This is a genomic window from Rhodococcus sp. IEGM 1330, assembly GCF_033142445.1.
In the GTDB taxonomy this organism is placed as follows: domain Bacteria; phylum Actinomycetota; class Actinomycetes; order Mycobacteriales; family Mycobacteriaceae; genus Rhodococcoides.
In genome coordinates, this window is record NZ_JAWLSB010000014.1 from 88,749 (window position 1) to 102,587 (window position 13,839).

Sequence of the window (13,839 nt, forward strand, 5' to 3'; positions counted from 1 at the left end):
CTGCACAGAATCGAGACCATGACATGCCCATCACCCGGCAGATTCCCAAAGCTACCGACCTGCGCGAGGTCCTCTCGTTCAAGAAACCCGATCTGAACCTGCGCCGGCGACGGCTGAACGCCGCACTCACCATCGACGATCTCCGCACCATCGCCCGTCGACGCACCCCGCGCGCGGCATTCGACTACACCGATGGTGCCGCAGACGCCGAGATCTCGCTCTCGCGGGCTCGTCAGGCCTTCCGTGACGTCGAATTCCACCCCTCGATCCTGCGGGACGTCTCCCACGTCGACACCTCGACGACGGTGTTCGGTGGGCCGTCCGCGCTCCCGTTCGGCATCGCGCCGACGGGATTCACCCGCCTGATGCAGACCGAGGGTGAATACGCCGGGTCTGCCGCAGCCGGAGCTGCTGGAATTCCGTTCTGCCTCTCGACTCTGGGCACCACGTCGATCGAGGACGTCAAGGCCACCAATCCAAATGGGCGAAACTGGTTCCAGCTCTACGTCATGCGAGACCGCGACATCTCGTTCGGGCTCGTCGAACGCGCCGCGAAAGCAGGCTTCGACACACTTCTGTTCACAGTCGACACGCCCGTAGCCGGGTCACGCCTTCGCGACAAGCGCAACGGATTCTCCATCCCGCCGCAGTTGACCGCATCGACGATCGCCAACGCCATTCCCCGTCCCTGGTGGTGGTGGGATTTCCTCACCACGGCCAAGCTCGAGTTCGCATCGCTGTCCTCTACCGGCGGCACGGTCGGGGAGCTCCTCAATTCGGCGATGGACCCCTCGATCTCGTTCGAGGATCTCGACGTCATCCGGGAAATCTGGCCCGGCAAGCTGGTCGTCAAAGGTGTTCAGTCCGTTGCTGATTCGGTACGTCTGGCCGAACTGGGAGTCGACGGCATCATCCTGTCGAACCACGGCGGCCGACAACTCGATCGAGCTCCCGTTCCCTTCCACCTGTTGCCTCAGGTCGTACGCGAAGTCGGCTCCGACTTCGAGGTCGCTGTCGACACGGGAATCATGCACGGTGCCGATATCGTCGCCTCCATCGCGATGGGGGCATCGTTCACACTTGTCGGGCGGGCGTACCTCTACGGCCTGATGGCCGGAGGTCGCGAGGGCGTCGACCGCATGATCGAGATCCTGCGCGAAGAAATAGTCCGCACCATGCAACTGCTGCAGGTCAATTCACTCGCGGAGCTCACCCCGGAGCACGTCACTCAACTCACTCGATTCGCCCCTCTGCAATCCGGTGCGCGCACCTTCACGTCGAGCTGACCGCTGCAGGTGGGCGGGCGTCCGGTCACCCCGGACCCGCCCGCGCCGAGGCGATGGCGTCGGACATTCCGAAGCGCCCGAGGAACACCGGTTGTCCGACCGTCACGATCACGTCCCACTCCTCGATCGTGCACTCCCGCAAATCAGTCGACATCCTGCTCGCTACTGATCGCGCCGTCGCACACGCATCGGCCACCCCACGATCGAGAGCCCCGGCACCTGCCAACGCCGCAAGGTCGGCCGCCGACTGCGCCTGATGGCGAGCACCCACCGCCGAGCCGACGTGCATCACCATCACCACCACCGAAATCAACGCCGACATCGCGAGCGCCGCCAACACCGTCGCCCCACCATCGTCGTCCTGCATTCTCATTCGGGCGCAACCGGTTCCGCAGCAGCAACCGCCTCAGCCGACAGCGTCAATCCCGGCAGCGGACTCGCCACCTCCACCCGCGCGACGAAGAACTCCCCGTCCTCCGTCACTGTGACCCGAGCCCCGTCCGGCGCAACCCGCTCCCCCACCGACACAGCCCGGGCCGCATCCCCTCTGGCCGCCAACCGAGCTGCCTCCCTGGCCGCATCGACGCAGCCGATGTGCATCGTCACCGAGACGATCGCCCCGATACACACCACGATCACCGCGACGATGGACGCGATCGCGAACGCCGCCTCCACCGTCACGGCACCGTCATCACCCACCGGTATCAGACAGCAGTGTTCAACGCTCGATCGATGATCCCCGTCAAGGCCGACACGATGCTGTCCCCGGTCACCACCGTGTACAGCACCGCCCCGAATGCCGCTGCCGCGATGGTGCCGATCGCGTACTCCGCGGTCGACATGCCATCGTCCTCCGCACCGAACAACACGATTCGAGTCTTCAACTCCTGCAGTGCATTCTCGATCATCTCGATTCCCCTCCCTGTTCTCCGATGCGGCATCTCCGCACCGGACACTTGTGTGTGCGCCGGTCACAGCAGACCGCCGCCCAGTACGTTGCCCGCCAGTCCGATCACCACGGGGATGATGCCGAGACAGATGAAGGCAGGCAGAAAGCACAGCCCCAACGGTCCACTGATCAGCACGCCGGCGCGCTCGGCCGCAGCAGCCGAGGCATCTTCGGCCCGGGTTCGTTGGGTTGCAGCAAGTTCCGTCATCGCCGACGCCATGGACGATCCGGCCCGGGCAGATCGCCGTGCCATCCTGGCCAGAGCCTCGGTCTCCGGATCCTGCGCGACGGCGTCCCACGCGGTCTCGGCATCGGCTCCGAGATCGAGCAGATCGGCAGCTTTGCGGAGCGCGACACCGAACGAGGTCGGAGCGGAATGCGCTGCTGCCGCAGCGGCGGTCGATACGGGCAGCCCCGAACGCAGACATGCGGCGAGTAGATCGAAGGTCGTGGCCACCGCGAGCGGGTCGGGTGTCGGCGCGTCGACGGCGACGGCGGACGCGCGGCCCTCGGGTGCCAGTCTGTGCAACCCGCCCGCGGCCGAGGGCAGCGTGATCAACGCCGTTGCCACACTGAGCACCGTCACCCACATCACGTCGTCACCTTGCCGGTGATCGCATCGGTCCACAGCAGTCCCGCGCAGCCCAGCGCCGTGCCGATGAGCAGCAGCATTCCGCCGAGCCCACCGCCGAGCAGAATCTGCAGCGGATTCGCGCCCATCAGCTGTCCGAGCGCGACTCCGAGGATCGGTAGACCGGCGAGCACCAGCGCGGTGGCACGGGCCCCGGCGAGCGATGCGTCCGTTCGTTCACGAAATCGTCTGCGTCCCAGCATGTCCTCGCGGACAGCGTCGAGGAGTTCGGCGAGGGCGAGTCCATGGTCGTCGGCTACCCGCCACGCGGCGGCCAATCGGGCCAGCTCCGCGTCCAGCAACGAATCGGACGCAGCGATGCCGTCGGCAGCCCTGCCGCCCAGCCGCGCCCGCGATGCCGCGCCGCGCAGTGCCGTCGACGCGATGCCGCCGCACTCCTCCGCCGCAACTGCGCTGGCCGTGGCCGGATGGGACCCGACGCGGAGCTCGCCGATGACCACCTCGACTCCGGTTGCGAGCCAGTTCAATTCGTCGGCCCGCCGGTCGCGTTCGAGTCGCCGACGATAGCGCCGCCATCCGGTACTGCCCGCCACCGCTGCTGCGCCCACGGCCCAGATTCCGCCGAACCACCACACCGTCCCTGCCGCAACCAGAGCGCAGCTGGCCGGCACCATCCATCGCGGCGCGCTCGACGCCGTGCGTACTTCGCTGGGCAATCGACGGAAGCTGCTCGGCCACAGAGCGACTGCCACAGCAAGGACCATGACCGCGGCCGTCATCGGGCGTCACCGCATCGGCGGTCGAGCAGTTCGAGGAGCCGGCCTTCACCCGGCGTCGGTTCGGCATCTACCGACCAGGCCGCCGCGATGTGCACCCGCCCGGTGGGATCGACGTCGACCACTCCGATTTCACGTAGTCGTCGAGTACCGTCGGCGCTGCGGTGGACGTGCAACACCACCTGAACCGCAGCGGCAAGTTGGCTGTGCAACGCGTCTCGCCCCATTCCGCCCAGTGCTGCAAGAGCTTCGAGCCGGGCGGGTACCTCGGCCGGGGAGTTCGCGTGAATGGTTCCGGCTCCGCCGTCGTGACCGGTATTGAGAGCCGTCATCAAGTCGATGACCTCGGCCCCGCGCACCTCACCGACCACCAGGCGATCGGGTCGCATTCGCAGGGCCTGCCGAACCAGCTGCCGCACCGACACCTCGCCTACACCCTCGACATTGGGTGCGCGGGCCACCAGACGAACCACGTGCGGATGGGCCGGTGCCAACTCGGCCGCGTCCTCGACGCAGACTATTCTCTCTGCCGGATCCACCTCCCCGAGAAGTGCGGCCAAGAGTGTTGTTTTTCCAGCGCCGGTGCCACCGACGACGAGAAATGCCAGGCGACCGAACACGATTCGACGCAGCAGCTCGTACCCGTCTTCGGTCACAGCTCCTGATGCACGGAGCGCGGCGAGTCCCTGCGTCGCGGGTCGCAGAACCCGAAGCGACACACACGTTCCCCCACTCGCCACCGGTGCCAGCACAGCGTGCAGGCGGACGCCGAACGCCCCCTGCCCGACGCCCGGCAGTCGACCGTCCACCCAGGGCTGCGCGTCGTCGAGTCGACGGCCGGCAGAGAGGGCGAGCCGTTGCGCGAGCCGCCGAACGGCAGCCTCGTCGAGAAAACGAACCCCGGTGCGCTCGAGTCCGCGACCACGATCGATCCACACCTGATCCGGTGCGGTGACCAGTACATCGGTCACTCCGGGCTCGGACAGCAGCGGCTCCAATGGCCCCGCGCCGGTCAGCTCGGTTTGCAGAACCCGTAGGGCCGCAAGCATATCGGTGTCGCCGATGACTCCACCTGCTTCCGCTCGAATGGCTGCGGCGACGGTGGCGGGAACCGGAGCGTCGGCCGATGCCGCCAAGCGATCACGGACGCGGTCGAGCAGATCCGCGGTGACGACGGCGCTCATGCCGCCCACCGCTGACCACCGGGCTTGTGCGCGAACGTATCGAGCACAGCATCGGCCGCCGCGGCCAGTGGCGAACGTCGGCCCAGCACCAGACCTCCTCGTTCGAGGCGCTCGGCCAACGCGGGCTCGGCGCGCATCGACGTCAACAGCGGAAGCCCGAGGGCGACCGCGATGTCGTCGGCCCTCAGCCCACCCGGAGCAGGCCCACGAACGACCAGGCCGACATTGGCATTTCGATCCACCACATGCGCTACCACCGCCTCAGCCGACGTCACGGCTCGCAGTTCGGCCGGAAGTACCAGCGCGACGAGGTCCGCCGCGGCATACAGGGCGTCGGAGACGTCGCTGGGATGACGCGGAGCGTCGCACACCACCAGATCACCCGCTGCGCGTCCTGCATCGAGCACAACCGCCACTGCGACGGCGGAGAGTCCGACACTCCGGTCGTCGGATCGGCCCAGTGCCAGCACCGACAATCCGGCGCGGGAGGGCAGCGCCCCGTGCAGAGCGTCGCCGGAGACTCGGCCACCTTCGACCACCAAGCCGGACCACCGCAGACCCGGAGCATTCTCCCAGCCGAGCAACAGGTCGAGGCCGCTGCCGTACCGGTCACCCTCGACGACGAGTGCACGTCGACCCGAACGGCTGCTGCAGAGTCCGAGCGCGGCGGCGAACGTGGATGCGCCCGCGCCACCGCGAGCGCCGACCACAGCGATCACTCCACCGTCTCCCGACGGTGCCGACGCGGGTTCGCCGAGTATGCGCACGAGTGCGTCCTCGTCCCACGGCAGGGAGATCACATGCTCGGCACCGAGCGATGTGGCGATTCGCCAGTCGTCGAGTGTCGGTGGTGCGTCCGTGACCAGAATGACGCCCGAGCGTCGCGGAAATCCGGTCGACAGTGCCGTCTCTGCGGACGCGAAATCGATCAAAATTGTTCCGCCGCGGTCCCACATCGAACGTGTCGAACCGATACCGACCAGTAAGTTCTGCTCTTCCACAACACAATCCGCGGCCGCGGCGATTCGATAGACGTCCTCGCGGAGACCGCGAAGTTCGATCGACATCGTCACTGCCGGGTGCGCGATTCGCTGCCGCGAGTCCGTTTCCATGCGCCAAGCGTGCGTGAGAATGTGCTCGAGATGCGCGCGACTTGGGGAAATGTGGATAGATCCGGGCCTGTGGATGAATACCGGTACTGCTGTACCAGTTTTTGACCTACCCCGGAAAAGAGGACGACCCTCGCCAGGGGGGGAGGAGGCGAGGGTCGTCTGGTTCAGCCCCGGGGGGTCGGGCTGAACACCGCCCGGGATGAACCGGGCTCGTAGAAAATACTACACCCGTGGACATCCTTGTTTGCAAGTTCAACCGTTCGTATTTCTCGACCGCGTCGGACCGAGTCCGCCAGTGTCACCACGCAACATCCACCGGTCACCACCGGCCACTATGGTGACAAACGTGACCCAGAGCGCGAGCAACGACGACGCCCCGGCCGGCCGACGCGCAGCGCGCGTCGCGGCATTCTTCGACCTCGACAAGACGATCATTGCCAAGTCCAGCACGTTGGCATTCAGCAAGCCGTTCTTCGACCAAGGACTTATCAACCGGCGCGCCGTTCTCAAGAGCAGCTACGCGCAGTTCCTGTTCCTGCTCTCCGGAGCCGATCACGACCAGATGGAGCGCATGCGCGCGCACATCGCGGGCATGACCGCAGGCTGGGACGTCGAACAGGTGCGAGCGGTCGTCGCCGAAACTCTGCACGACATCGTCGACCCCCTCGTGTTCGCCGAAGCCGCCGATCTCATCGCCGACCACAAGCTCCGCGGACACGACGTCGTGATCGTCTCGGCGTCCGGCGACGAGATCGTGCACCCCATCGCAGAGCTTCTGGGTGCCGATCACAGCATGGCCACCACGATGGTGACCGTGGAGGGCAAGTACATCGGCGAGGTCGACTTCTACTGCTACGGCGAGGGCAAGGTCGACGCCATGAACTCCCTGGCCGCGCAACACGATTACGACTTGACGTCGAGCTACGCGTACTCCGATTCGATCACCGACGTGCCGATGCTGCGCGCCGTCGGGCATCCCACGGCCGTCAACCCCGATCGCGCATTGCGCAAGGAAGCGGCCTCGCGCGGATGGCCGATTCTCACCTTCTCCAACCCGGTCTCGCTGCGATCACGAATCCAGACCCCGTCCGGCAAGACCGTAGCGGCAAGTGCCGCAGCAGGTTTCAGCGCTCTCGCGGCCGGCGCGATCACCTACGGACTGCTCCGAAGAAAAAGATGACGCCCAACCCCTTGATGTGAGGAGCGTCACGGGGTACAAATGACGTACGGAAGAACGGAAGGCCAAGAACGAATCGGAAGAGAAGATTCGCTCTCCCAACCCGGATTCCCAGCACGGACACCGGCACCCACGCGGAGCTTGCCACCTAATGGCAGAAGCGCTGTGGGCCTGCGACATTCGCCATTGATCAGCAAGAACCCTGCACCGGTTGCAGGGATGACCTCATCACTGACGAATTCTCGCCGAGGCCACGTGGTAGTCCATCACAGCCCACCTGTGCACGCTTGGTAACCAGGCGCTCCGTGCTAACGGGCGGCGACGTCGACGCAAGTCGGCATCGCCGCCCTTTTATGTGCTCACTACTGAGCAGCTTCGGCAATCGAAGTCGCTTCTGCCGCACCGGCTTCGAATGCTCCGCAGCACAGAATCACCCAACTCCCGACGCCGGTTGCCGTGCCCTCGGCGAATCCCGTCGCGCCGTCTCGGTAGGCATTTGCTCGACGCATCCAGCTCACCTCCGGCACTCCGAGGTTGTGGGGGTCGAATCCCGACGACGCTGCCACCAGTCGCGATGCAGCGCGCGCAACGATGCCGTCGGCCGTTCCGAAAGCTTTGAGCGTCAACAGTTCACCGTGTACCACCGCCGCGATCACCGGGGCAGGTGCAGACGTTCCGCCGGTCACCAGTTGAGCGAGCAGGTCGAGTCGATCACCGACACCCGCGTCGCTGCGGGGCCGGCCGAGCTCGGAGGCGTCGTCGACGAGGTCAGCTGCGGCCAACAGGTGAAGTCGTGCGAGGGTCTGCAGCGGTGCGCGCTTCCACGTCGAGACCGTGTTCTGCAGCGCATCACCGTCGAGAGCGGCCGCGACTCGCAGCGCACCCGCCAGAATGGGGTCGCCTTCTTCGCCCTCGCGGGGGAAGTCCATCGAACCGCCCTCGAGCGTCGACGACGAGCGTGCCGCACGCACCGCGGCCTCGGCGGCGGTGGCAGGCCACCCACGACGATTGGCCTTGTGCCGATGCACCGCGCCAAGAGCGTCGCGCGCACGTTCGGCGGAGTCGAGAACTCCGGGCAGTTCCAGCAGCGGGGCGAGGGGGTCCGTCACGACAGACGACGGTACCCCCTCCCCCACTCGGTGTTCCCGCCTACTTCGCTCCGGCCGCCAACAGCTCGGCGCGCGCCTGACGACGCTTGGCCTGTTCGGCCGGGTCGGGCACCGGGACGGCCGCGAGCAACCGCTTGGTGTACTCGTTGGTCGGACGACGCAGAATCTGATCCGTCGTACCGAACTCGGCCAACTTGCCCTTGTTCAGCACCGCGATGCGCTTGGCCAGCACCTCCACCACAGCGAGGTCATGACTGATGAACAGGCATGCGAACCCGTACTCACGCTGGAGTTCCTTGAACAGCTCGAGCACCTTGGCCTGCACCGACACGTCGAGCGCAGACGTCGGTTCGTCGGCCACCAGAAGCGTCGGCTCCAGTGCCAATGCCCGAGCGATACCGACACGCTGGCGCTGCCCACCGGACAGCTGGTGGGGATACCGGTTACGCATGGTCCGCGACAGGTGCACCTGATCGAGTAGTTCCTCGACCTTCTTGTTCCGCTCGGAAGCACCGAGTTCGGTGTGCAGCAGCATCGGCTCGGCGATGGACTGACCGATGGGCCAGCGCGGGTTCAGCGACGAACCCGGATCCTGGAACACGATGCCGACCTTGCTTCGCACCGACCGCAGATCGCGATTCGTCGCCTTGGTGATGTCGACACCCGCGATCGACAGCGTGCCGCCGGTGAGCTTGTTGAGCCCCACCACAGCCTTGCCGATCGTTGACTTGCCCGAGCCCGATTCACCGACGAGCCCGACGACCTCACCCATCTCGATATCGAGGCTGACCCCGTCGACTGCCCTGAACACGGTGCGGCCCGGGTACTCGATGACGCCGTCGACGATGCTCAGTGCCCGCGTGTCCTCGACGGCGCTCGGCTGGGCGATCGTGCCCGCCGCCACGGACTCCATACTGCTGCCCAGGTGCGGAACCGAGGCGAGCAACTGCTGCGTGTACGGATGCGACGCATTCTTGAAAATCTTCTGCGCAGCATCGGTTTCGACGATCACGCCGTCCTTCATCACCGCAATGCGGTCGGCCATGTCTGCCACCACACCCATGTCGTGGGTGATCAGCACGATCGACGCGTCGATGCGGTTACGCAGGTCGCGCATCAGGTCGAGGATCTCGGCCTGAACCGTCACGTCCAAAGCCGTGGTCGGCTCGTCCGCGATCAGCAGCGACGGATCCGAGGACAGCGCCTGGGCGATCATGGCGCGCTGACGCTGACCACCGGAGAGCTGATGCGGGTAGTAGTTCACCCGGGTCTCCGGATCCGGCATCTCGACGAGCTTCAACAACTCGACGGCCCGCGCCTTCGCTTCCTTCTTCGACAGCGAGGTGTGCGCGCGGATGGCCTCGGTGATCTGCCAGCCGATCGAGTACACCGGATTGAGCGCCGTCATCGGCTCCTGGAAGATGACCGCCACGTTCTTGCCGCGGATCGGGGCCAGCTGCTTCTCCGGCAGGCCGACCAGTTCACGGTCGCCGAGCACGATGCTGCCCGAGACGCGCGAATTGTCCGCCAACAGACCGGGAATGGCCATGGCGGTGGTCGACTTACCGGAACCCGACTCACCGACGATGGCGAGTACTTCACCCGCAGCGACGGTGAACGAGACGGAATCGGCGGCCTTGCGCCACACCTTCTCGACCTCGAACTCGACCGTCAGATCGGTGACGGTCAGGACCGTGTCCTTCTGGATACTCATGTCAGTTCCGTTTCGGATCGAGTGCGTCACGGAGTGCGTCGCCGAGCATGATGAACGCGAGCACCGTGACCGAGAGGAACGCGGCCGGGAACAGCACCAGGTGCGGCGCCGTCAGGAACACGTTCTGACCGAGGTTGATCTGCAGGCCCCAGGAGATCTCGGGAGCTTGCAGTCCGATCCCGAGGAACGTCAGCGTCGCCTCGGCCGCGATGAACGTACCGACCGAGATGGTGGCGTAGATGATCACGGGCGCAAGGGCGTTCGGCAAGATATGCCGCACCAGAATTCGGTACGTGGACGCACCCAGCGCCTGAGCGGCCTGGACGTACTCACTGTTCTTGATCGCGATGACACTCGATCGGACCAACCGCATCGCCGTCATCCAGCCGAAGACGACCAGGGCGAGCGAGACGGTGAAGATGGTGCGCTGTTCGGTCACCGTCAACAGGATGAGGGCACCGAGCAGGAGTGGAATTCCGAAGAAGACATCCGTGAAGCGAGCCAGGATGCTGTCGGTGACGCCGCCGAAATAGCCTGCGAGAGCGCCGATCAACACGCCGATGATGAGAACTCCGATGACGGAGAGCACACCGATGGACAGCGAGATCCGCGCTCCGTAGATGACATTGGCGTAGTAGTCGCACCCCTGGATGTCGGTGCCGAACCAGTGTGCGGCGCTCGGGGTCTGCCGAGAGTCGGACAGCGAGCACACCCGAGGATCGATTCCCCGCGCGAACAACTGCGGGAAGACAGCCATGACCAACAGAACGACGAGAAGAAACGACCCGACGATGAAGAAGGGGCTCTTGCGCAAGAACTTCCACGCGTTCCCCCACAGGCTGGCCTGGCCGACCAGATCGACGGCCTCCCCGGTGATGACGTTGCCGGGCTGGCCTTCGTCCGCGGCGTGCTGAGCTGCGCTCGAATCTTCTTTATTCATAGCGAATCCTTGGATCGAGAACCGCGTAGAGAACGTCCACCACGAGGTTGAAGAAGATGTAGAAGAACACGAACAGCGTCACGATGCCGACGACGACGGCACCTTCCTGACGCGCCAGTGCGTCGTAGATTGCGCGACCGAGGCCCGGCAGGTTGAACACCGTTTCGGTCACGATCGCACCACCCAGCAGACCGCCGACGTCGGCACCGATGAAGGTGACGACGGGGATCAGCGAGTTGCGCAGCGCATGCCGCACGATGATGCGCCGATTACTGATTCCCTTGGACTTCGCGGTTCGGATGTAATCCGCCGCCATCGACTCGGCCACGGACGTGCGGGTCAGTCGGGCGACGTACGCCATCGACAGCGAGGCGAGCACGAGGCCGGGGAGCAGGTAGCTCGACCAGCCGTCGTTGATGCCCGAGATCGGGAAGATGCCGAGCTTGAGTCCCAACGTGAACTGCGCGATGAAGCCGAGGACGAACACCGGAACCGACACCAGCAACGTGGTGGACACCAGCACGAGGTTGTCGAAGAACGACCCCTTCTTCAGGGCCGAGAGCACACCCGCTGCGATACCCATGATCGTCTCGAAGACCACGGCCACGATCGTCAGCTTGATGGTGACTGGCAGGGCCCGCTCGATGGTGTCGAGCACAGGGCGGCCGGAGAAGTCGGTGCCGAAATTGCCCTGGAAGAATCCACCGATGTACTTGATGTACTGGACGACCAGGTTGTCGTCGAGGTTGAAGTCGTCGCGCAGCTGCGCGACGACGGCAGGCGCGAGAGGGCGATCTCCGGCGAGGGCACGGATGGGGTCACCCGGAAGGGCGTAGACCATGGCGAAGATCAGAAATGAGGAGCCGATCAGGACGGGAATCGTCAACAGTAATCGGCGGGATATGTAGCGACCCACTGTGGTTTCTCCTTGAATGCGGCGATCCTGCGAATCGGGTCTCGCTGACGCAGGTCTTCGGTAGGCGTCGAGCCCACCGCCGAAACGAACCGGTGGGTGGCAACGGAGTCACGTCCGTTGCCACCCACCGGTGTCCGTTGTTAGCTGACTACAACGTCCTCGAGGACGATGTCGCCGGTGTTGTCGATCTTGACGTCGGAGACGCGATCGGACCACACTGCCTGATTCAGGCCGTAGAACAGCGGGGTGGAGGGCATCTGCTGAATCAGGATGTCCTCGGCCTCCTGGTACTTGGCCGTCGCCGCGTCGACGCTGTCGGCGTTGTTACCTTCGGCCAACTTGGCGTCGAACGCCGGATCGTCGAAGAAGACGTAGTTGCTGCCGGCCGGCGCAAGTGCTGCCTTGGAATACAGCGGCGCCAGGAAATTGTAGATCGACGGGTAGTCCATGATCCAGGCCGAACGGAACGGGCCGGTCATACCCTTGGCGTCCTGCAGCGGCAGGTACTGAGCGAACTGCAGATCGCCGCGCAGTGCGTAGTCGACACCCAGGTTCTCGCGAATCTGGTTGCCCACGGCCGTCATCCATGAGTCATGGCCGGCACCGGCGTTGAACCACAGGTCGATCGGCTGGCTGCGATCGAAGCCGGCCTCGTCGAGCAGGCGGTTGGCCTCGTCGGCATTGAGCTCACAGGCGGCTCCACATGCGTCCTCTCGGTAGCCCTCGACCACCGGAGAGGCGAACGAATTTGCCGGAGTGCGGGTATCGGTGAAGATCGCGGTCGCGATGGCCTGACGATCGATGGCCATCGAGAATGCCTTGCGCACGTTCGGGTCCTGGAACCGCGGGTCGTACGTCGGGAAGCCGAGCGAGGTGATGTCGGGACGAGCGCGATCGGTGTAGCGATCACCGAACTGATCTCGCGCGGTGGCCCAGGCATCCTCGGGCAGATCGAGCATGATGTCGAGTCCGCCGCCCTGGATATCGTTGTAGCCGGTGTTCAGCTCGGTGTAGACCTTGAAGTTGACGCCTGCGGACTGGGCGGCGTTGTCGCCTGCGTAGTCGTCGTACTTGGTGACGGTGAAGCCCTGCCCCGGAACGAAGTCCGAGTCGGCCTTGAACGGGCCGTTACCGATGGGGCGGGCGCCGAATGCCGTCGGGTCGGTGTAGAACGCCTCCGGCAGCGGATCGAACGCGGTGTAGCCGAGCGTCAGCGGGAAGATTGCGAACGGTCCGGTGAGCTTGACGGTGAAGGTCGTGTCGTCGACGACGCTCAGTCCGCTCAGTTCGGTCGCGGCGGGCTCGGCAGTGTCGCTGCCCTGCAGATCTGCGTAGCCTTCGATGTTCTCGAAGAAGTAGGAGGCACCGAATGCGTTGGTGCTCAACGCGTTGTAGCTCCACGCCTTCGTGTAGGACTCCGAGGTGACCGGGGTGCCGTCGTGGAACGTCCAGCCGTCCTTGAGCGTGACGGTCCAGGTGATGTTGTCGTCGGACTCGACGGACTCGGCAACGCCGTTGTACTCGACGCTGTTGTCTTCGTCGTTGAACGTGACCAGCGGAGTGAAGAGCGCCTTGAGGACCTGGCTGCCTTCGCTCTCGGTGGTGTTTCCGGGAACCAACGGGTTCTCCGGCTCGCCGATGTAGATGCTGTAGATCCCGTCGGCGCTGCCACCGGAGCTCGAGCCCCCGCCGCCACAGGCAGCGAGCAAGCTCGCACTCATCAGCACAGCCGTGGTGACGACCGCGGCACGTTTGATACGCAAGGAAATCCTCCATCCAGATGTGAACACGGGGTCATCCGTGTTCAGGGTCCTCGGGCGCGACGCCCGGGGATTCGTGGGCGACCGCAAGACACGGCATGTGAGCCGTACCAACGATCTGATGGAACGAACTTTAGACACATCCTGAAACGAACATGTGAACTCCCCCAGATTTTGCTGACCCGTGAGTAAGCCCGAAACATGATCGAAACGTTTCGGCAAGTCGATTTCTCACACTTCGGACATCCGGGTCGCTGAGGCGCGGCGTCGATGCCCCCGATGACCGCCCAGCGTGCGGAAACTACCGATCACCGCAGATCAAGG

At 65.1% G+C, this 13,839-nt stretch carries 14 protein-coding genes; 2 read left to right on the forward strand and 12 right to left on the reverse strand.

The window, feature by feature from the left end:
* The first annotated feature begins 23 nt into the window (after nucleotides 1-23).
* Nucleotides 24-1,286, forward strand: coding sequence for an alpha-hydroxy acid oxidase (locus tag R4P57_RS24920; RefSeq protein ID WP_317805548.1), 1,263 nt, complete (start codon nucleotides 24-26; stop codon nucleotides 1,284-1,286).
* A 25-nt stretch (nucleotides 1,287-1,311) separates the two neighbouring features.
* On the opposite strand, the gene R4P57_RS24925 is transcribed toward R4P57_RS24920, so the two are convergent.
* From R4P57_RS24925 to ssd, 7 genes are all read right to left on the reverse strand, one after another.
* Nucleotides 1,312-1,659, reverse strand: a complete 348-nt coding sequence (locus tag R4P57_RS24925) for an Rv3654c family TadE-like protein (protein ID WP_317805549.1) — start codon at nucleotides 1,657-1,659, stop codon at nucleotides 1,312-1,314.
* The gene (locus R4P57_RS24930) at nucleotides 1,656-1,985 is read right to left on the reverse strand and encodes a TadE family type IV pilus minor pilin (protein ID WP_317805550.1); all 330 of its coding nucleotides are present in this window, start codon (nucleotides 1,983-1,985) and stop codon (nucleotides 1,656-1,658) included. Before R4P57_RS24930 ends, R4P57_RS24925 begins: the two co-directional genes overlap by 4 nt.
* 5 nt (nucleotides 1,986-1,990) lie before the next feature.
* Nucleotides 1,991-2,194 (reverse strand): DUF4244 domain-containing protein, encoded by a 204-nt coding sequence (locus R4P57_RS24935; RefSeq protein WP_317805551.1) that lies wholly within the window; start codon nucleotides 2,192-2,194, stop codon nucleotides 1,991-1,993.
* Nucleotides 2,195-2,257: 63 nt separating this feature from the next.
* Nucleotides 2,258-2,830 (reverse strand): type II secretion system F family protein, encoded by a 573-nt coding sequence (locus R4P57_RS24940; protein ID WP_317805552.1) that lies wholly within the window; start codon nucleotides 2,828-2,830, stop codon nucleotides 2,258-2,260.
* A complete protein-coding gene (locus R4P57_RS24945; protein WP_317805553.1) occupies nucleotides 2,827-3,606 on the reverse strand; it encodes a type II secretion system F family protein in 780 nt (259 codons plus the stop codon). Before R4P57_RS24945 ends, R4P57_RS24940 begins: the two co-directional genes overlap by 4 nt.
* Nucleotides 3,603-4,787 carry a TadA family conjugal transfer-associated ATPase gene (locus R4P57_RS24950; RefSeq protein ID WP_317805554.1) on the reverse strand — a complete coding sequence of 395 codons (1,185 nt, stop codon included), beginning with the start codon at nucleotides 4,785-4,787 and terminating at the stop codon, nucleotides 3,603-3,605. Before R4P57_RS24950 ends, R4P57_RS24945 begins: the two co-directional genes overlap by 4 nt.
* Nucleotides 4,784-5,899 (reverse strand): septum site-determining protein Ssd, encoded by a 1,116-nt coding sequence (gene ssd / locus R4P57_RS24955; protein WP_317805555.1) that lies wholly within the window; start codon nucleotides 5,897-5,899, stop codon nucleotides 4,784-4,786. The genes R4P57_RS24950 and ssd overlap by 4 nt, the downstream gene beginning before the upstream one ends.
* Nucleotides 5,900-6,233: 334 nt before the next feature.
* Here ssd and R4P57_RS24960 point away from each other — a divergent pair, with 334 nt between their 5' ends.
* On the forward strand, nucleotides 6,234-7,079 hold the full coding sequence (locus R4P57_RS24960; protein WP_411742437.1) for an HAD-IB family hydrolase: 846 nt from the start codon (nucleotides 6,234-6,236) through the stop codon (nucleotides 7,077-7,079).
* Nucleotides 7,080-7,438: 359 nt separating this feature from the next.
* Here the strand turns inward: R4P57_RS24960 and R4P57_RS24965 are convergent, their stop codons facing one another.
* The 5 genes from R4P57_RS24965 to R4P57_RS24985 form a co-directional block, all read right to left on the reverse strand.
* The gene (locus R4P57_RS24965; RefSeq protein WP_317805557.1) at nucleotides 7,439-8,185 is read right to left on the reverse strand and encodes an oxidoreductase; all 747 of its coding nucleotides are present in this window, start codon (nucleotides 8,183-8,185) and stop codon (nucleotides 7,439-7,441) included.
* A 40-nt stretch (nucleotides 8,186-8,225) separates the two neighbouring features.
* Nucleotides 8,226-9,899, reverse strand: coding sequence for an ABC transporter ATP-binding protein (locus R4P57_RS24970; RefSeq protein WP_317805558.1), 1,674 nt, complete (start codon nucleotides 9,897-9,899; stop codon nucleotides 8,226-8,228).
* Between the two features lies 1 nt (nucleotide 9,900).
* A complete protein-coding gene (locus tag R4P57_RS24975; protein ID WP_317805559.1) occupies nucleotides 9,901-10,839 on the reverse strand; it encodes an ABC transporter permease in 939 nt (312 codons plus the stop codon).
* The gene (locus tag R4P57_RS24980; RefSeq protein WP_317805560.1) at nucleotides 10,832-11,755 is read right to left on the reverse strand and encodes an ABC transporter permease; all 924 of its coding nucleotides are present in this window, start codon (nucleotides 11,753-11,755) and stop codon (nucleotides 10,832-10,834) included. The genes R4P57_RS24975 and R4P57_RS24980 overlap by 8 nt, the downstream gene beginning before the upstream one ends.
* Nucleotides 11,756-11,895: 140 nt before the next feature.
* On the reverse strand, nucleotides 11,896-13,518 hold the full coding sequence (locus tag R4P57_RS24985; protein WP_317805561.1) for an ABC transporter substrate-binding protein: 1,623 nt from the start codon (nucleotides 13,516-13,518) through the stop codon (nucleotides 11,896-11,898).
* Between the last annotated feature and the right edge of the window lie 321 nt (nucleotides 13,519-13,839).